Origin of the sequence: Pantoea sp. WMus005 (assembly GCF_013415305.1) — a bacterium.
Lineage (GTDB): Bacteria > Pseudomonadota > Gammaproteobacteria > Enterobacterales > Enterobacteriaceae > Pantoea > Pantoea rara.
Genome location: NZ_JACBXU010000006.1, coordinates 149627 through 169113 on the forward strand (window position 1 = coordinate 149627; position 19487 = coordinate 169113).

At 54.7% G+C, this 19487-nt stretch carries 14 protein-coding genes; 9 read left to right on the top strand and 5 right to left on the bottom strand.

Going from position 1 to position 19487, the window contains the following annotated elements; translation table 11 throughout:
- The first annotated feature begins 67 nt into the window (after positions 1 to 67).
- The 3 genes from hmsP (at position 68) to HZZ01_RS18940 (ending at position 5325) form a co-directional block, all read left to right on the top strand.
- Entirely contained in the window at positions 68 to 2074 is a 2007-nt protein-coding gene (hmsP, locus tag HZZ01_RS18930) for a biofilm formation regulator HmsP (RefSeq protein WP_179898993.1), read from the top strand.
- Between the two features lie 225 nt (positions 2075 to 2299).
- Positions 2300 to 3589, top strand: coding sequence for a dicarboxylate/amino acid:cation symporter (locus HZZ01_RS18935; RefSeq protein ID WP_179898994.1), 1290 nt, complete (start codon positions 2300 to 2302; stop codon positions 3587 to 3589).
- Between the two features lie 245 nt (positions 3590 to 3834).
- Entirely contained in the window at positions 3835 to 5325 is a 1491-nt protein-coding gene (locus HZZ01_RS18940; RefSeq protein WP_179898995.1) for a pitrilysin family protein, read from the top strand.
- A 2-nt stretch (positions 5326 to 5327) separates the two neighbouring features.
- Here the strand turns inward: HZZ01_RS18940 and HZZ01_RS18945 are convergent, their stop codons facing one another.
- Positions 5328 to 6200, bottom strand: a complete 873-nt coding sequence (locus HZZ01_RS18945; RefSeq protein ID WP_179898996.1) for an alpha/beta hydrolase — start codon at positions 6198 to 6200, stop codon at positions 5328 to 5330.
- A gap of 524 nt (positions 6201 to 6724) precedes the next feature.
- Entirely contained in the window at positions 6725 to 7657 is a 933-nt protein-coding gene (locus HZZ01_RS18950; protein WP_179898997.1) for a sugar kinase, read from the bottom strand.
- A 280-nt stretch (positions 7658 to 7937) separates the two neighbouring features.
- Between HZZ01_RS18950 and pdeH the strand changes: the two genes are divergently transcribed.
- The gene (pdeH, locus tag HZZ01_RS18955; RefSeq protein ID WP_179899058.1) at positions 7938 to 8711 is read left to right on the top strand and encodes a cyclic-guanylate-specific phosphodiesterase; all 774 of its coding nucleotides are present in this window, start codon (positions 7938 to 7940) and stop codon (positions 8709 to 8711) included.
- Positions 8712 to 8774: 63 nt separating this feature from the next.
- On the top strand, positions 8775 to 10835 hold the full coding sequence (locus HZZ01_RS18960; protein ID WP_179898998.1) for an AsmA family protein: 2061 nt from the start codon (positions 8775 to 8777) through the stop codon (positions 10833 to 10835).
- Here HZZ01_RS18960 and ppiC read toward each other — a convergent pair whose 3' ends face one another.
- Complete coding sequence (gene ppiC, locus HZZ01_RS18965; RefSeq protein WP_179898999.1) at positions 10836 to 11117, bottom strand: peptidylprolyl isomerase PpiC; 282 nt, start codon at positions 11115 to 11117, stop codon at positions 10836 to 10838.
- A gap of 75 nt (positions 11118 to 11192) precedes the next feature.
- On the opposite strand from ppiC, the gene rep reads away from it, so the two are divergent.
- Complete coding sequence (rep, locus tag HZZ01_RS18970; RefSeq protein ID WP_179899000.1) at positions 11193 to 13214, top strand: DNA helicase Rep; 2022 nt, start codon at positions 11193 to 11195, stop codon at positions 13212 to 13214.
- A 50-nt stretch (positions 13215 to 13264) separates the two neighbouring features.
- Here rep and gppA read toward each other — a convergent pair whose 3' ends face one another.
- Together gppA and rhlB are read right to left on the bottom strand one after the other, a co-directional pair.
- The gene (gene gppA / locus HZZ01_RS18975) at positions 13265 to 14749 is read right to left on the bottom strand and encodes a guanosine-5'-triphosphate,3'-diphosphate diphosphatase (protein WP_179899001.1); all 1485 of its coding nucleotides are present in this window, start codon (positions 14747 to 14749) and stop codon (positions 13265 to 13267) included.
- 6 nt (positions 14750 to 14755) lie between these two features.
- Positions 14756 to 16048, bottom strand: a complete 1293-nt coding sequence (gene rhlB / locus HZZ01_RS18980; RefSeq protein ID WP_090966423.1) for an ATP-dependent RNA helicase RhlB — start codon at positions 16046 to 16048, stop codon at positions 14756 to 14758.
- A gap of 117 nt (positions 16049 to 16165) precedes the next feature.
- On the opposite strand from rhlB, the gene trxA reads away from it, so the two are divergent.
- The 3 genes from trxA to wecA all read left to right on the top strand — a co-directional run bounded on the left by trxA (position 16166) and on the right by wecA (position 19469).
- Positions 16166 to 16498, top strand: coding sequence for a thioredoxin TrxA (gene trxA / locus HZZ01_RS18985; RefSeq protein ID WP_003851963.1), 333 nt, complete (start codon positions 16166 to 16168; stop codon positions 16496 to 16498).
- 351 nt (positions 16499 to 16849) lie between these two features.
- On the top strand, positions 16850 to 18109 hold the full coding sequence (rho, locus tag HZZ01_RS18990) for a transcription termination factor Rho (protein ID WP_099257334.1): 1260 nt from the start codon (positions 16850 to 16852) through the stop codon (positions 18107 to 18109).
- A 280-nt stretch (positions 18110 to 18389) separates the two neighbouring features.
- Complete coding sequence (gene wecA / locus HZZ01_RS18995; RefSeq protein WP_179899002.1) at positions 18390 to 19469, top strand: UDP-N-acetylglucosamine--undecaprenyl-phosphate N-acetylglucosaminephosphotransferase; 1080 nt, start codon at positions 18390 to 18392, stop codon at positions 19467 to 19469.
- The last annotated feature ends 18 nt before the right edge of the window (positions 19470 to 19487 follow it).

Genomic DNA, 19487 nt, shown 5'->3' on the forward strand with positions numbered 1-19487 from the left:
ATGAGATATACTGGCGGGCATTGTACTGTCTGCTATCTGGGCTTTTTTCATCGTCAGGAGAGAATTTTTGCGCGTAAGCCGGTCACTTACGATAAAGCAGATGGCGACAGTTTCGCTGGTTGCGGTTATCACCATCAGCATCTTTATCGTCATCCAACTGTTTCATTTTGTGCAGCAGCGCAGGATTGACTACGCCCAGCAGATGGAGAATATCGCGCATACCGTCCGCCAGCCGTTGTCGGAAGCCGTGCTGCGCGCCGATATTTCTCAGGCCGAACGCATTCTTCACTCGCTGAAACCGGCCGGTATTTTATCGCGCGCCGATGTGGTGCTACCGAATGCGTTCCAGGCACTGCATGCCGACTTCGAGGTGGAAAAACCGGTGCCGCGTCTGGTCGCCCGCCTGTTTGAGCTGCCGGTGCAGATTACTCTGCCGCTCTATTCCGTCGAAAACACCGGGATGCCGAAGCCACTGGCCTATCTGGTGTTGCAGGCTAACTCGACGCGCGTCTACCAGTTTATCCTCAGCACGCTCTCGACCATGATTATCACCTATCTGCTGCTGGCGCTGATTCTGTCTGTGGCGATTAGCTGGTGTATTAACCGGCTGGTGGTACATCCGCTGCGCAATCTCTCCCGTGAGCTACAGGAGCTGCCGCCGCAGTCGATTCTGACGCACAAACTGTCGCTGCCGCAGAGCCACCGCGATGACGAAATCGGCATGCTGGTGCGCAGCTACAACCGCAATCAGCAGGTGCTGGAGTCGATACATGACGAGATGAGCCGGCTGACCACCCATTTTCCCGTCACCGATCTGCCCAACCGTACCCTGTTTCTGGCGCTGGTCGAACAGTTCATGTGTCATCCTGAACAGCCACTGGGCCTGATGGTGATTCGCATTGAAACTCTGCAGGAAGCTAACGGCGTACTGAGCGATGAGCAGCGCGATACGCTGATGCTAACGCTGGTGGAGAAGATTCGTCATACCCTGGATGACCATACTCTTCTGGCGCAGACCGGGACCAGCGACTTTGTCCTGTTAATGAAGCGTGCCAGTAATCCGTTTCGCGCGCTGCGTCTGGCGCGCAATCTGATGATTCGCCTGAATCAGCCGGTTAATCTGCATCAGCTGCAACTGCGCCCTAACCTCAGCATCGGTCTGGCATTGCGCGACGATCGGCCGCTGAGTGCGAATGAGCTGCTTGACCGCGCGACCTCGGCGATGATGTCGGCCCGTCATCAGGGCAAAAATCAGATCCTGTTCTTTGACGCCGCGCTGACCGAGCGTGCGCAGAAACGTCTGACACAGGAACATGACATTCTGCAGGGGCTGCACGATGAGCAGTTCGCGCTTTATCTGCAACCGCAGGTCGATATGCGCACCGGCACGTTAACCGGCGCGGAAGCGCTGCTGCGTATGCGCCAGCCAGATGGCAGTTATGGTCTGACCGAAGAGTTCATTGCCGGCGCCGAAGAGATTGGCGTGATCAGCGCGATTGGCCGATGGGTATTTGAAGAGGCGTGCCGCATTCTGGCAGGCTGGCAGCGACAGGGCATTATGCTGCCGCTGAGTGTAAATATGTCCGCTGTACAACTCCGTGATACTGGCGTGGTCTCCCATCTGCAATCCCTGCTGACGCGCCATCGCATCGCACCCGATACGCTGGTGCTGGAAGTGACAGAGACGGCTCAGCTTGAAAATGCGGAACAGGCGATGTCGATATTGCGACTGTTGCAGCAGACCGGTGTCGCTGTGGCGCTGGATGACTTTGGCATGGGTTACTCCAACCTGAACTATCTGCATCAGCTGAAAGCATTGCCGGTGAACAAGCTGAAGATGGATCGCAGCTTTGTGGCGGCGCTGCCGCATGACGACACCATGGTCCGCATCGTGGCGGCCATCGCCGAGATTATCCATCTGGAAGTGATTGCCGAAGGCGTTGAAACTGCGGAGCAGCGCGACTGGCTGCTGGCGCGTGGTATCGCTATCGGACAGGGTTATCTCTATGCTGAAGCCTTGCCTCTGGCCCGATTCAATCAGGTGTGGATTGAAAACTCCTCACTGCCGCAATAATTGCCTGATTCATTGATTTTGCGAGAATTTTAGTTACAAAACCCCGTGCTGAAGCGTTTCAGTTCAGAAATACGATCCCAGGGTTTCCTGGGCGTTTGTCACCCTGTATTAATCACGTAAACAGAGTGTTATTTTCGGGTTACTGTCAGGCGCTGCCTGTGTTGCCTGACCGTCACAATAACGAATCCGACAACATCACCTCACGGCGTTAGTGGACACCTGTTTATGAAAACCTCACTTTTTAAAAGCCTTTATTTCCAGGTGCTGATGGCGATTGGCATCGGCGTTTTGTTAGGCCATTTTTACCCGGAGTTAGGGACCCAGATGAAGCCTCTGGGAGATGCCTTTGTTAAGTTAATCAAGATGATTATCGCCCCGGTAATTTTCTGTACCGTGGTCACCGGCATCGCTGGCATGGAAAGCATGAAAGCGGTAGGACGGACCGGCGCGGTTGCGCTGCTCTATTTTGAAATTGTCAGTACCATCGCGCTGATTATCGGCCTGATCGTAGTGAACGTGGTGCAGCCAGGTGCCGGGATGAACGTTGATCCTGCCACGCTGGATGCCAAAGCTGTGGCGATGTACGCCCAGCAGGCAGAGCAACAGGGTGTCGTCGCTTTCCTGCTGGATATTATTCCTAACAGCGTGATTGGCGCCTTTGCCAGCGGCAACATTCTGCAGGTACTGCTGTTTGCCATTCTGTTTGGTTTTGCCCTGCATCGTCTGGGCAAAACCGGCACGCTGATTTTCAACGTGATTGAAAGCTTCTCACAAGTGATTTTCGGCATTATCAATATGATCATGCGTCTGGCACCGATCGGGGCATTTGGCGCAATGGCTTTCACTATTGGTAAGTATGGCGTGGGTTCACTGGTGCAGCTCGGCCAGTTGATCATCTGCTTCTATATCACCTGTATTCTGTTTGTAGTGGTTGTGCTGGGGCTGATTGCGCGTCTGTTCGCCGGGTTCAGCATCTTTAAGTTCATCGCCTATATCAAAGAAGAGCTGCTGATTGTGCTGGGGACGTCCTCATCCGAGTCTGCGCTGCCACGCATGCTGGATAAGATGGAAAAGCTGGGCTGCAAAAAGTCGGTAGTCGGGCTGGTGATTCCCACCGGTTACTCCTTTAACCTCGACGGCACCTCGATTTACCTGACCATGGCGGCGGTATTTATCGCTCAGGCGACCAATGCACACATGGATATCTTCCATCAGATTACGCTGCTGGTGGTGCTGCTGCTCTCTTCCAAAGGGGCGGCGGGCGTAACCGGAAGCGGGTTCATCGTGCTGGCGGCGACGCTCTCTGCGGTGGGACATCTGCCGGTGGCGGGTCTGGCGCTGATTCTCGGTATTGACCGCTTTATGTCCGAAGCCCGTGCGCTGACCAACCTGATCGGTAACGGTGTGGCGACCGTGGTGGTGGCGAAGTGGGTCGACCAGCTTGATCACAAACAGCTGACTGATACGCTGGCAGGCCGGAATAAGGAGAATAAAGCGTCTGAATCTTCAATTTAATCATTGAATTTCACTTAAATTCCCACAAATGCCCGCTGTCGCTTGCCCTGACAGCGGGCATTTGCATAATAAACCCCACTTGTTTTTTTGACGTTTTTCACTTCGTTACGCGACATCCTGCGCTTCCTGTGGTCAAACACTTTGTTGTTGGATAACAGCGCGATTCGGCGCCAGCCGATTCGTTAATAACAGCGGCAATATGCGCCAGTGATAACGATATTTGAATTATTTGAGTAGGGGTTCACATGCAGGGCACCAGAATTCGACTTTTGGTTGGTGGATTAGTGCTGGCAGGCAGCTTTGGTCTCCAGGCAGAAACGCTGCAACCCGATCCGGCCTGGCAGGAAGGCAAGCTGGATAATGGATTTAACTGGCAGTTACTGGCCACACCGCAACGTCCAAGCGACCGCATTGAACTGCGGCTGGTGGTGAACACCGGTTCGCTGGTGGAGAGTTCGCAGCAGACCGGCTTCAGCCATCTGCTGCCGCGCCTGGCGATGGTGCACAACACCGCGCTTGATAACAATCAGCAGCGTGCGCTATGGCAACAGGCGATGGATCCTCAGCACCCGCTGCCGCCGGTCATCACCTCCTATGATTCCACCCAATATAATCTGAGTCTGCCGAATAACCGCCCCGAGTTGCTGAAAGAGGCGCTGAACTGGCTGGCGGCCACGGCGGGCAATATGGCTATCACTGAACAGGTGGTCAATACCGCGCTGACAGCCTCCGATCCGGTCGCGACCTGGCCGAAAGATTCTCAGGATGTCTGGTGGCGCTACCGCCTGAAAGGTTCTGCGCTACTGGCGCACGATCCCGCAGCACAACCGCGCGCACCCGTCGATTTAACTCAGCTCAACGATTTTTATCATCAGTGGTACACCCCGGATGCGATGACGCTCTACGTGGTAGGGAATGTCGACAGCCGCAACCTCTCTGAGCAGATCAACAAAACCTTCTCGGCATTAACCGGCAAGCGTGAAACGCCTGCGCCACTGCCGACTCTGTCGCCGCTGCCGCACGAGCCGGTGAATCTGGTCAGCAGCAACATGACGCAGGATCGTCTCTCACTGGTGTGGGATACGCCGTGGCAGCCGATTCGTGACTCCCAGAATCTGCAACGTTACTGGCAGGGCGACCTGGCCCGTGAAGCCCTGTTCTGGCATGTTCAGCGTGCGCTCAGCGACAGCAAGGCACAGGGCATACAGGTCGGATTTGATTGCCGTGTGCTCTATCAGCGTGCGCAGTGCTCGATCAACATGGACGGGCGCAACGACAATCTGGCGCAGAATATGAACCTGGTGGCGCGCGAGCTGGCGAACGTGCGTGATAAAGGCATTCCGCAGGAGGAATTTGATGCGCTGATGGCGCAGAAGCTGCTGGAGCTGAATAAGCTGTTTACCACCTATGCCCGCACGGATACCGACGTGCTGATGAGCCAGCGCCTGCGATCTCAGCAGAACGCCGTGGTCGATATTGCGCCTGAGCAGTATCAGAAGCTGCGTCAGACTTTCCTGGCCGGCCTGACCCGTGAACAGTTGAACCAGGAGCTGCGCCAGCAACTGACGCAGGAACTGATGATGGTTCTGATCCAGCCGGAAGGCGAAGCGGAAACCAACGTGAAGAGCCTGCAAAACAGCTGGGATAAAGTGATGTCACCGCCAGCGGCACCGGCGACCAGCACTGAAGCCAGTCCGCCGGATAGTAACGTCAAAGACGTTCCGCCAGCTGCGTAATATCAGGTTTTTGCCCTGAGCCACTCGGTCACTAACATCGGCCAGCTGGCGAGGGGCAAATCTGCTACGCCACGGATACCAAATCCGTGCCCCCCTTTCTGATAGAAATGTACCTCTGCCGGAACCTTATGCTCACGCAGCGCACCAAAAAACGCCATGCTGTGATTCACTGAGACATCATCATCGTCAGCGGCGTGGATCAGCAGTGTCGGTGGCACCAGCGGATGAACCCGGGTTTCCATTGAATAGGCTTCAATGGTTTTCTGATCCGGCCACGCACCCAGCAGGCGGGTTCTGGCACCTTCATGGGCAATGCCATCACGCATGCTGATCAGCGGATAGACCAGTATCATCGCATCCGGACGCGGCGAGAAGTTCTCTGCGCCATCCTGCACCGGATAAAGTTTCTCTGCGAAACGGGTCCCCAGACTGGCCGCCACGTGGCCACCCGCCGAAAAGCCCATCATCACAATGTATTTACCGTTCAGACCACGCTGTGCACGATCACGCAGAACGCGAACTGCGCGCTGTGCATCAGCCAGCGGCGCATCGGGACCTTCGTGATGCCCGTCATAGGGCAGTCGATAAGTCATGACCGCCAGCGTATAACCCATCGACGTAAAGAAGGTCGCCAGGGCGCTGCCTTCACGATCGATCATCACGCGCTGATAGCCACCGCCTGGTGCAACCAGCAGGGTGATCCCGTTTGATTCAATCGGATGCCAGATCGCCATCTCCGGGCAACGTACGCCGGTTGCTGCGCGATCGTAAGGCTCATACTCTTTTGCCATATCGACGATCTGCGGCTCTGCGCGCGAATCGCTGGCGCCTGGCGCATCACCGTGTGGCCAGATATTAATAATCTCTGTGTGCATAAATAGATCCTGATGCGGGGAATATTTTAATTGTTTTGTTCGCGGCCGGAGAGAACAGCGTCCTGCTGTCTTTTGATTAAAAGATGGTCTTTTTTCAGGCGGTCGTCCATCCGAAAAAGGCAAATCTGACCATATTCGGACTATGCCTGGTGATGGATCTGTTTGTATAAATGATTAATTTTAATCATTAAATTATAAGCGAGGTTAAAGAGGATTGCCGCATGAAGTCCGTTATTAATTACTATTTTGCAGCTTAAGGTAAATGGCTGGCACGGTCCGCTTTACTCGTCGCAATTTACCGGATATCACGCTGTCTGCTGTTAAGGCGACATAATGATTTTAGCGCCAGGGTTACAGCCGCCTTGCTTGAGAGACTTAAGGGCCAGTCTCATCATCAGCCATTCCTGAGTTGCCCGTCTTGTCCGGACAGCGAACCAGCCACAGGTTGCCAGCAAAAAAAATGCGCCCAGGGGCGCATTTTTATGGCATCGGCATTATCAGTGCCTGTATTGCCGCTCTGCCTGTCAGTCAGGCATCGCCTCTGCCGGAATAATCGCGCCGCGATGCTGAATCACGGTGCTGGCCGTCAGGTGTCCGCGCTGTGCAGCAGACTCAGCTGAGGCGCCAGTCAGACGGCGCGCCAGATACCCGGCACTGAATGAATCACCGGCAGCGGTGGTATCGATCACTTTCTCTTTCGCCAGACGCACCGCAGGTACATCAATCAGCGGCGTGTCGCCGGTGGCCACCAGACAGGAGTCGGCACCACGCTTAATCACGATTTCGCTGGCACCGGCCTGACGGGTACGGGCGATAACCTCTTCCAGCGGCTCTTCGCCCCACAGCAGATGCTCATCATCCAGGGTCAGGAAGGCGATATCGGTACAGTTCAGCATCGCGCGATAAGCAGCCTGCGCAGTGGCCCGATCGGCCCATAAACGCGGGCGGTAATTGTTATCAAAAATCACCTTGCCGCCATTTGACCGGCAACGGGCCAGTAGCGCCATCAGCTTCTCACGGCTGGCAGGCGGCAGAATCGCCAGACTGATCCCGCTAAGATAGAGATAATCGTAGTGCGACAGCTGTTCGGCTATGTCCGCAGATTGCGGGCTATCCAGCCAGTAACGCGCGGCAGCATCACTGCGCCAGTACCAGAAAGTACGCTCGCCATCGTCATCCGTTTCAATCACATACAGGCCCGGCATCTTATTATCGAGGCGCTGAATCAGATCCGTATTCACCTTCTCCTGCTGCCAGGCCGCGATCATCTGATCGCTGAACGAATCCGTCCCCAGCGCAGTGACATAATCGACCCGCAATTGCTGCTCATCAACCTGGCGGGCGAGATAAACGGCGGTGTTGAGTGTATCGCCGCCAAAGCCACGTTTAATGTTCTCACCTTTTTCGGACAGCTCAATCATGCATTCGCCAATGATGGCGATTTTCTTCTGCGTCATGGTTTCAGACCTGTAGTGAAATATCGCCCTAGTCTCGCGTCTGGTATGGCAGACGTCAAATGTTTTTAAAACGCTGTTTTAATTTAACTTAAGGTCGGAAACGGCCCCATTCTGGCTGATAAGAGCGGCTAACATCGGCCTGTTTAGCCGATTATGTTAGCGGAACGGCTGATAAACTCGCCGCTTCATATCGCCAGGCCGTTCATCTCTTTATCACAGACACTTTTGATAATCGCTGCAGCCACCCGTTTGGGGGCCTGTTACCAACCAGGAAAATAGCATAGTGATGGAGAGCTTTAGCCAATGGCTGCCGTCTTCAACCGACCTTAATCTTCCGCCGGAAACCTCGCTCTTCTGGCAGCAATGTCATCGACGCTATCGGTTTCAGCCGATCTATCGGGTAACCGGTCGGTTACTCGCCATTGAACTGCTGACCGCCGTTTATCATCCCATGGCGCCAGAGCGGAATCTCTCGCCTGAAGCCTGGTTTGCCGGACTCGACATTGCTCAGCGCCTGAACGTCGTGTATGAGCAGCTTGAACTGCTCGCAGAATGGACTGCGTTTTTTGAACGCAATGATGTCGTCGCCTCGGTCAACATTGACGGTCCCTCACTGCTCGCCATTCAGCATCGACCTGCTATTCGCCAGCTTATTGCCCGGCTGCCCTGGATACGCTTTGAACTCACCGAGCATCAGGCGCTGCCGCTGGAAGAGAAGGTGGCAAAAATACCTGAGCTGGGACCGCTGTGGCTGGATGACTTCGGTTCGGGTATGGCGAATTTTTCGGCGCTGACTGAACTGAAATATGATTACATCAAGCTGTCGCGCGACCTGTTTATCATGCTGGGCACGACCCATGAAGGGCGCGACCTTTTTTCCATGCTGCTGGCGCTGATCAATCGATATTGCCATGGCGTCATTGTTGAAGGCGTGGAGACGGAAGCGCAGTGGCAGCAGGTCAAAGCATCGCCCGCTGTTGCTGCGCAGGGCTACTACTTTTCGCGTCCGATCCCCTTTTCCGAATTGAATCATCTCACTCTCCAGCTTCCCTGATGCCGTTGCGCGCGGTCTCGACTATCTTTAACGCAGACCGTGAATGTGCAAGGAGAAAGCGTAATGTCGCGTACTGGAAAAATAGTCAGTTGGATAGCAGGAATTCTGGTGTTGTTGATCGTGGTGATTATCGTCATCATCGCGACCTTTGACTGGAATCGCCTGAAGCCCACCATCAATCAGAAAGTCTCAACCGAGTTAAACCGTCCCTTTGCGATACGCGGGGATCTGGGCATCGACTGGGCACGAAATCGCGACGAGGCTGGCTGGCGGCGCTGGGTGCCGTGGCCGCAGATCCATGCGGAAGATATTATGCTGGGTAATCCGCCTGACATTTCTGACGTCACCATGGTGCATCTGCAGCGTGTCGACGCCACCCTGTCGCCGCTGTCGCTGCTGCACAAAGAACTCTTCATCCCGTGGATTAAGTTGCAGCGTCCTGATGCCCGACTGATCCAGACCGCCGATAAAAAGAATAACTGGACCTTTACGCTTGCCGATAGCGGCAAAGATGAGAAGAGTGCCGCGCCGTCTGCCTGGTCCTTCCGTCTGGATAATATTCTGTTTGATCAGGGACAAATCCGTTATCGCGACGCCATTAACCATGCCGATGTCACGGTGCAGGTCAATCCGCTGGGCAAACCGGTGCCCTATACGCAGATTGCCGGAGGCAATGACCAGCAGAAGGGCGCAGGCGACTTCGTCTTTGGCTGGCAGGCGAAAGGCACTTATAACAATGAGTCACTCAGCGGCGACGGTAAGATTGGCGGCATGCTCTCACTACGCAGTCAGAACACCCCGTTTCCGATTCAGGCCGATGTGCGCAACGGCACCACGCGCGTTCAGGTGACCGGCGGTCTGCAGGACCCGATGAATCTCGGCGGGCTTAACGTGCGACTGCGCTTCTCGGGAGATACGCTGGCGAATCTCTATGGCCTGACCGGCGTCCTGTTGCCTGACACACCGCCCTATGAAACCGACGGCCATCTGATTGCTAAATTCAGTGGCGAAAAGGGCGCTGTCTACCGCTATGAGAAATTCAATGGGCACATCGGCGACAGCGATATTCATGGTTCGCTGATCTACAGTCAGGTCAAACCTCGCCCGACACTCAGTGGCGAGCTAGCCTCTGAGCAGCTGCGTATGGCCGATCTGGGGCCGCTGATTGGCGTGAACTCCGGCAAAGGCAGTGATAAAACCGCGCAGGCCAAAGCCCGTCGCGGTGAGAAATCGAATCAGCCCGCCGACCGCGTGCTGCCGCACGATAAGTTCGAGACCAAAAACTGGGACGTGATGGACGCCGACGTGAAGTTCAGCGGCAAACGGATTGAACACAGTAATTCACTGCCGTTAAGCGATCTCTATACCCACTTACAGCTGAAAAACGGCGATCTGCTGCTGGACCCGCTGCGCTTTGGTGTGGCGGGCGGCAATCTCAACAGCACTATCCGGCTGGAGGGCGATCACTCGCCGATGCGTGGTCGGGTTGATCTTCATGTCCGTAAGCTGCAGCTGCGTCAGCTCTTCCCGAAGGTGGAGGCGATGAAGAACAGCCGCGGCCAGCTTAACGGCGATGCCAGCTTTACCGGCACCGGTAACTCCGTGGCCGATCTGCTGGCGACCAGTAACGGTCAACTCAAACTGCTGATGAATGATGGACTGATCAGCCGCAGCCTGATGGAAATTGCCGGACTCAACGTCGGTAACTACGTGGTTGGCAAACTGTTTGGCGATGATCAGGTGCGCATCAACTGCGCCGCCACCGATCTCAAGCTGCAGAATGGTGTGGCAACGCCTAACCTGTTTGTGTTTGATACCGAGAACGCGATTATCAATGTGTCCGGCAACGCAAACTTCGCCAGTGAGCGGCTGGATCTGTCGGTGAATCCGGAGAGTAAAGGCATCCGCATTGTGACGCTGCGCTCGCCGCTCTATGTGCGTGGCACCTTTAAAAATCCTGATGCGGGCGTGAAAGCGGGACCGCTGCTGGCGCGTGGTGCCGCTGCCGTGGCGCTGGGTGCGGTTGTGGGTCCGGCAGCGGCGCTGCTGGCACTGATCTCGCCAAGTGATAATGAAGACAACCAGTGCAGCACCGTCCTGCAGCAGATGAAGCAGAAGAAGTAACTAGTTGCGGTAGAGCACTTTGATAATGTGATAACCAAAGCCGGTTTTTACCGGCCCGTAAGGCGTCAGCAGCGGGCAGGTAAAGACCGCTTTATCAAAGGCCGGCACCATCTGTCCCTGACGGAACTCGCCCAGATCGCCCCCTTTCCGGCCGGAAGGACAGGTTGAGTGTTTCTTTGCCAGCTCCTGAAAATTGCCGCCTTTCGTTAGTTTCGCCAGAATCTCTTTTGCCAGCGCTTCCTCTTTGACCAGGATGTGTAAAGCCGCCGCGGTTTTCGCCATGTTGGTATCTCGGTTGTGTATAATTGCCGCCCAGTATAAACCCCTTTCTTTTGATTCAATCAGGCGATTTCTTTTATGCGTTTAAACCCCAGCCAACAACGTGCCGTCGAATTTGTTACCGGTCCCTGTCTGGTGCTGGCGGGCGCGGGATCGGGCAAAACCCGCGTGATTACCAATAAAATTGCCCACCTGATTCGTGAATGCGGCTATCAGGCGCGCCATATTGCTGCAGTGACCTTTACCAATAAGGCTTCGCGAGAAATGAAAGAGCGTGTGGCGCAGACGCTGGGCCGCAAAGAGGCACGCGGCCTGCTGATCTCGACTTTCCATACGCTGGGACTGGAGATCATCAAACGCGAAACGGCGGCGCTGGGCATGAAGTCTAACTTCTCCCTGTTCGACGATCAGGATCAGCTTGCTCTGCTGAAAGAGCTGACAAAAGAGTGGCTGGAAGAGGATAAGACGCTGCTACAGCAGCTCATCTCCACCATCTCAAACTGGAAAAATGATCTGATCGATCCGCAGGGTGCCGTCGCGCTGGCGCGCTCGCAGCAGGATACTATTTTTGCCCACTGCTACGCCCTCTACAGCCAGCATCTTAAGTCATGCAATGTGCTCGATTTCGACGACCTCATCCTGCTGCCGACGCTGCTGCTGCAGCGTAATCAGGAGGTGCGCGAACGCTGGCAGCAGCGTATCCGCTATCTGCTGGTGGATGAATATCAGGACACCAACACCAGCCAGTATGAGCTGGTCAAACTGCTGGTTGGCGCACGTGCGCGCTTTACAGTGGTCGGCGACGATGATCAGTCCATCTACTCCTGGCGCGGCGCGCGGCCGCAGAATCTGGTGCTGCTGAACCAGGATTTCCCGGCGCTGGAGGTAGTGAAGCTGGAGCAGAACTACCGCTCTTCGCAGCGCATACTGAAAGCGGCGAATATCCTGATTGCGAATAACCCGCACGTCTTTGAAAAACGCCTGTTTTCCGAGCTGGGGCAGGGCAGCGAACTGAAAGTGCTGACCGCTAACAGCGAAGAGCACGAAGCGGAGCGGGTGACCGGCGAACTGATCGCGCATCACTTTATCAACAAAACACAGTACAAAGATTACGCGATTCTCTATCGCGGCAACCATCAGTCGCGAACCTTTGAAAAGTTTCTGATGCAGAACCGTATCCCTTATCGCATCTCTGGTGGCACCTCGTTCTTCTCCCGGCCGGAGATCAAGGATCTGCTCGCCTATCTGCGCGTGCTGACCAATCCTGAAGATGACAGCGCGTTTCTGCGTATCATCAATACACCACGCCGCGAAATTGGCCCGGCTACGTTGCAGAAGCTAGGTGAGTGGGCCAATCTGCGCAGCAAAAGCCTGTTCAACGCCAGTTTCGATGTCGGCCTGGGGCAGACGCTGAGCGGCCGTGGTCTGGAGCATCTGCAGCGCTTCACCCATTGGCTGAATGAGATTATCCAGCTCACCGAACGGGAGCCGGTGAACGCGGTACGCGATTTGATTCGCGGCATCGACTACGAAAGCTGGCTGTTCGAAACCTCCGGCAGTCCAAAAGCTGCCGAAATGCGGATGAAGAACGTCAACACGCTGTTTCAGTGGATGACCGAAATGCTGGAAGGCAGTGATATTGATGAGCCAATGACTCTGGCGCAGGTGGTGACGCGCTTTACCCTGCGCGACATGATGGAGCGCGGTGAAAGCGATGAAGAGCTGGATCAGGTGCAACTGATGACGCTGCACGCTTCCAAAGGGCTGGAGTTCCCCTATGTGTTCCTGGTGGGCATGGAAGAGGGACTCCTGCCGCATCAGAGCAGCATTGATGAGAACAATATCGAAGAGGAGCGTCGCCTGGCTTACGTGGGGATCACAAGGGCGCAGAAAGAGCTGACCTTTACCCTGTGTCGCGAACGCCGGCAATATGGCGAGTTAGTCCGGCCAGAACCGAGTCGTTTTCTGCTGGAACTGCCGCAGGACGATCTGCAATGGGAAACCGAACGCAAAGTGGTCAGTGCGGAAGAGCGCATGAAAACCGGGCAGAGTCGGGTCGCGGGGCTGAGAGCGATGCTGGATAAGGCGAAAAAGAGTTAAATCTGGCGTGAGGCGAAGAAGATTCGCCTCAGGCGGGTAGGGTTACGAGATTACGATAGCGTTAATAACCAGTGGACGTAAGACTGATAGTGGCTTTCCTGCTCCAGCAGTTCACTGCGCAGCGGGTGCGCCTCCAGCCAGCCTGCGGGCAGGGTCAGATGCAGGGCATCGTCGTCTGCCTGTAGCCGCACAGCAGGCAGAGTGTCATCGCGACGGCGGGTGGAGAAAATAATCGCCAGTCGCAGCAGACGGCACATCCGTTCCGCCAGACGCGGCGGCAGGGCGTTTTGCTGAGTCAGCAATGCCAGGTCGATGCTGCCGCTCTGGTTTTGCAGCAAGCAGGCCAGCAGCTTCTTCTGCGCCGGTGTGAAACCGGGAAGGTCGAGGTGACGTACCAGATACGCCGCGTGCTGTGGCGCATGACGGAAGTCAACGCTCAGGCCGATTTCGTGGATCGCGCAGGCGCTGAGCAGCAGCTCACGACAGCGCTGATCCAGCTTCCACGGTGTAGAAACCTGACGGAAGAAACTTTCTGCCAGCTGACGCACGCGGTCTGCCTGCTCAACATCGATGCTGAAACGGCGCTGGACGTTGTGCAGCGTGCGGGTCCGGATATCGCGGTCGATGGGCAGATGCAGCATGCCGTAGACCAGTCCTTCCCGCAGTGCGCCGCCCGCCAGCGTCATGCTATCAATGCTGAGCTCCTGGAAGATGGCAATCAGGATCGACAGGCCACTGGGGAACACCAGTGCCCGTTCCAGCGTCAGCCCTTCGATTTCCAGCTCTTCCAGTTTGCCGCACTGGATGGCGCGTTGCTTCAGCTGCTGCAGTTTATTCAGCGTGATGCGCTCATCCATGCCCTGCGCCACCATGATCTCCTGCAGCGCCTGAACCGTGCCTGATGCACCGACACAGGCCTGCCAGCCCTGCTCACGCAGTTGCGCTGCAACGGGCTGGATCATCTCACGCGCCGCCTGTTCGGCCTGCTCAAAATTCTCTTTTCCCAGGTGTCGATCGCTGAAGAAGCGCTCCAGCCACGTCACACAGCCCATCGACAGGCTGAACAACACCGACGCATGCGAACCATCGCCGGTGGCCAGCTCGGTACTGCCGCCGCCGATATCAACCACTAAACGCTGGTCGGACCCACCGGTGGTATGGGCCACGCCCTGATAAATCAGGCGCGCCTCTTCTTCACCGCTGATGACGTTGATAGTACAGCCGAGAATCTGTTGAGCCGTGTCGAGGAAGGTCTGCGCATTGGCAGCCAGACGCAGCGTAGCGGTCGCCACTACGCGAATCTGATCGGGAGGGATATCCTGCAGTTGTTCAGAGAAGAGTCTGAGGCAATGCCAGCCACGCGACATCGCATCGGCTGACAACAGGTTATTTTTATCCAGACCGGCAGCAAGGCGAACCTTGCGCTTAATTTTTGCGACGGTCTGAATACTGCCAGAGACCTCGCGCACCACCAACATATGAAAGCTGTTAGATCCTAAATCAATCGCTGCATAAAGTGACGATGCGCTTAGCATGGTGCCCTAACCTGAACGTTTACGGTTGTTATTGCGTGGAGCACCGCGACGATTGGCGTTATTTCCCCCGCGACGCGGGCCACTGCCGGTACGGCTGCGTTGCAGGCGCTTAGGTGGCGGTAAATCGGTTAACAACGCTTCGCTGCTGTACTTGCTGACCGGAATGCTGTGGCCAATATACTCTTCAATCGAAGGCAGGTTCAGCGCGTACTCTTCACAGGCCAGGCTGATTGAGTGTCCGCTGGCACCCGCACGACCAGTACGACCAATACGGTGAACATAATCTTCACAGTCATCTGGCAGATCGTAGTTAAAGACGTGGGTCACAGCCGGGATATGCAGACCGCGAGCCGCAACATCCGTCGCGACCAGAATATCCACATCACCCTTGGTGAAGTCATCCAGAATGCGCAGGCGCTTCTTCTGAGCAACGTCGCCAGTCAGCAGGCCGACACGGTGTCCATCTGCAGCCAGGTGGCCCCAGACATCTTCACAGCGGTGCTTAGTGTTGGCGAAGATAATGGCGCGATCGGGCCACTCCTCTTCCAGCAGGGTCTGGAGCAGGCGCATTTTCTCTTCGTTAGACGGGTAGAAAAGCTCTTCCTGAATGCGATGGCCGGTTTTTTGCTCCGGTTCCACTTCCACATATTCAGCACTGTTCATGTGCTCAAACGCCAGTTCACGCACGCGGTAGGAGAGGGTAGCTGAGAACAGCATGCTCAGACGCTGAGTTGCCGGCGGCATGCGACGGAACAGCCAGCGGATATCTTTAATAAAGCCAAGATCGAACATGCGATCGGCTTCGTCCAGCACCATGACCTGAATGGCACCGAGGTTTACGTGATTCTGCTTCGCGTAGTCGATCAGGCGACCGGTGGTAGCCACCAGAATATCAACGCCCTGCTCCAGCACTTTCAGCTGTTTGTCATAACCGTCTCCGCCATAGGCGAGACCCAGTTTCAGGCCGGTTGAGGCGGTAAGGGGTTCTGCATCTGCATGAATCTGCACAGCAAGTTCACGCGTCGGCGCAAGAATTAATGCCCTTGGCTGGTTAACCTGACGACCTTCCGCCGCAGGATGAGAGAGTAGATGATGAAACGTTGACGTCAGAAACGCCATCGTTTTGCCGGTACCGGTTTGCGCCTGGCCTGCGACATCACGCCCTGAAAGCGTAAAAGGCAGAGCTAACGCCTGAATCGGCGTGCAGTATTGAAAGCCTTTAGTATCAAGGGCTTCCACCACTTTTGGGTGCAGGGCGAAGTCGGAAAACTTCTGTTCAGTTAAGTGTGTTTTGCTCATAGTGTGGTAGAATATCAGCTTACTATCGCTTTACGAAAGCGTATCCGATGAAATAAAGTCAACCAACATTGGTATATTTTACGCCAATTCGCCAGGCATAATCTTGTGGAGTAAAACATGAGCAGCGATAAAATCGTTCATCTGACTGATGACAGTTTCGACACCGACGTGCTGAAAGCCGACGGCGTTACACTGGTAGATTTCTGGGCTGAATGGTGTGGTCCTTGCAAAATGATCGCGCCAATCCTTGATGAAGTTGCAGAAGAGTATGATGGCAAGCTGACCATCGCTAAGCTGAATATTGATGATAACCCAGGCACGGCACCGAAGTATGGCATTCGTGGTATCCCGACGCTGCTGCTGTTTAAAAATGGCGAAGTCGCCGCGACCAAAGTGGGCGCGCTGTCTAAAGGCCAGCTGAAAGAGTTCCTGAACGCCAATCTGGCGTAATTCAGGACTGAACGTCTGGCAGTGGTGAATTTATCTCCTGCTGCTGGACGTTCACTTTCAGGCGTGCTAAGTTACCAACACTGCATTACGAACTTACCTTGTAGTTAGCATCTAAAGTTTTCCCTTGTTGAACCCTGTCGCCCTGTACCTTATAAAGATAGAACGGTTCAGCAATCTTACGGTTAGCTCCAACTCTGGCATCACATTCGGACATCTCCCTGCATACCGATCGCCATTCCATACGATGATCGTCGGGAAGAGCCGAAAAGAGCCATTAACGGCATGGATTAGTTGCCATACCACTCACGACAAACATTCCGAGTATTACCCCGAGTTTAAGAACCCATCACTATGAATCTTACCGAATTAAAGAATACGCCGGTTGCTGAGCTGATTACTCTCGGCGAAAATATGGGGCTGGAAAATCAGGCTCGCATGCGTAAGCAGGACATTATCTTTTCAATCCTGAAGCAGCACGCGAAAAGCGGCGAAGACATCTTCGGTGATGGCGTGCTGGAGATTCTTCAGGATGGATTTGGATTCCTCCGTTCCGGAGACAGCTCCTACCTCGCCGGCCCTGATGATATCTACGTTTCTCCCAGCCAAATCCGCCGCTTCAACCTCCGCACGGGTGACACCATCTCTGGCAAAATCCGTCCACCAAAAGAAGGTGAACGTTATTTTGCGCTGCTGAAAGTTAACGAAGTTAACTACGACAAGCCGGAAAACGCGCGTAATAAGATTCTGTTCGAAAACCTCACGCCGCTGCACGCAAATAAACGTCTGCGTATGGAGCGGGGTAATGGCTCAACGGAAGATTTAACCGCTCGCGTACTGGATCTGGCTTCGCCGATCGGTCGTGGTCAGCGTGGTCTGATCGTGGCACCGCCGAAAGCCGGTAAAACCATGCTGCTGCAGAACATTGCGCAGAGCCTGGCATACAACTATCCGGATTGTACTTTGATGGTGCTGCTGATCGATGAGCGCCCGGAAGAAGTAACGGAGATGCAGCGTCTGGTGAAAGGTGAAGTTATCGCCTCAACCTTCGATGAGCCAGCTTCACGCCACGTTCAGGTTGCTGAAATGGTGATCGAGAAGGCCAAGCGTCTGGTTGAACACAAGAAAGACGTCATCATCCTGCTCGACTCAATCACACGTCTGGCGCGTGCCTACAACACCGTAGTTCCTGCTTCAGGTAAAGTCCTGACCGGTGGTGTGGATGCCAACGCACTGCATCGTCCAAAGCGTTTCTTTGGTGCTGCACGTAACGTGGAAGAGGGCGGTAGCCTGACCATCATCGCGACCGCGCTGGTTGATACCGGTTCGAAGATGGATGAAGTCATTTACGAAGAGTTTAAAGGTACCGGTAACATGGAACTGCATCTCGCCCGTAAAATTGCTGAAAAACGTGTCTTCCCTGCGATTGACTACAATCGCTCCGGTACACGTAAAGAAGAGCTGCTTACTTCCCAGGAAGAGCTGCAGAAGATGTGGATCCTGCGTAAAATCATTCACCCAATGGGCGAAATCGACGCAATGGAATTCCTCATCAACAAGCTGGCGATGACCAAAACCAACGATGAATTCTTCGACATGATGAAGCGTTCATAATCCGATACTGCCAGGCCGGACCACAGATTCGGCTTTTTTAGTTCAAATGTGTAGAAAATCGACCTTACGCCACGTCTCAACGTGGCGTTTTTCATTTGTGAGCTATAGGATTGAACACTGGCAGGAGCATTTATAATGACTGTGGTAGTGATGGCGAATTTTTGACCATTCGTCTGTCTCTTTATGCAGAATTCGGAATCCGACACAGCGATCGGCGCGTTTTTTCGCGTATTGTTGTGCGGGATGTTAGCTGAGAGCGTTTAACGTGAATTTACTCACTATGAGTACTGAGCTTGGTTTAATTTTTCTTTTTTCCCTGGCTTTCCTCTTTTTTGCTCGAAAAGCAGCTAAAAAAATTGGTTTAGTTGATAAGCCTAACTCACGTAAACGCCATCATGGCGCCATTCCGTTGGTGGGCGGCATTTCTGTGTTCGCAGGTATCTGCTTCACGTTTGCCATTACCAACTATTACCTGCCACATGCGCTGCTTTATCTGGGCTGCGCCGGTGTTCTGGTGCTGGTTGGTGCACTGGACGACCGCTTCGACATCAGCGTCAAATTCCGCGCGGTAGTACAGGCCATTGTTGCCCTGGTGATGATGTTTGGCGCAAAACTCTATCTGCTTAGCCTGGGCTTTATCGCCGGCCCGTTCGAGCTTATTGTCGGACCCTTTGGCTATGTGCTGACGCTATTTGCCGTCTGGGCCGCGATCAACGCCTTTAATATGGTGGATGGGATCGATGGTCTGCTGGGCGGACTCTCCTCTGTCACCTTTGCCGCTATGGGTATCATCCTCTACTTCGACGGCCAGACCAGCCTTGCGATGTGGTGTTTTGCGATGATTGCCGCCACGCTTCCTTATATTCTGCTTAACCTCGGTTTCCTTGGCCGTCGCTTCAAAGTCTTTATGGGCGATGCCGGCAGTACCATGATCGGGTTCACCATTATCTGGATTCTGCTGGAAACAACGCAGGGTCTGAGCCATCCCATTACGCCCGTTACCGCCCTGTGGCTTATCGCCATTCCGCTGATGGATATGGTGGCGATTATGTATCGTCGCCTGCGTAAAGGCATGAGTCCGTTCTCGGCTGACCGCCAGCACATCCACCATCTGATTATGCGCGCCGGCTTTACCTCGCGTCAGGCCTTTGTGCTGATCACCGTGGCGGCGGCCATCCTTGCCGGTATCGGTGTGCTGGGTGAGTATCTGGCGTTCATCCCGGAGTGGGTGATGCTGCTGCTGTTCCTGGGCGCCTTTATGGTTTATGGCTACTGCCTGAAACATGCGTGGCGCGTGGCGCGACGTATCCGGCGCATCAAGCGTCGCCTGAGTCATTACCGCGATGCAAAAAACAAATGAACCCGATGCTGATTAAAG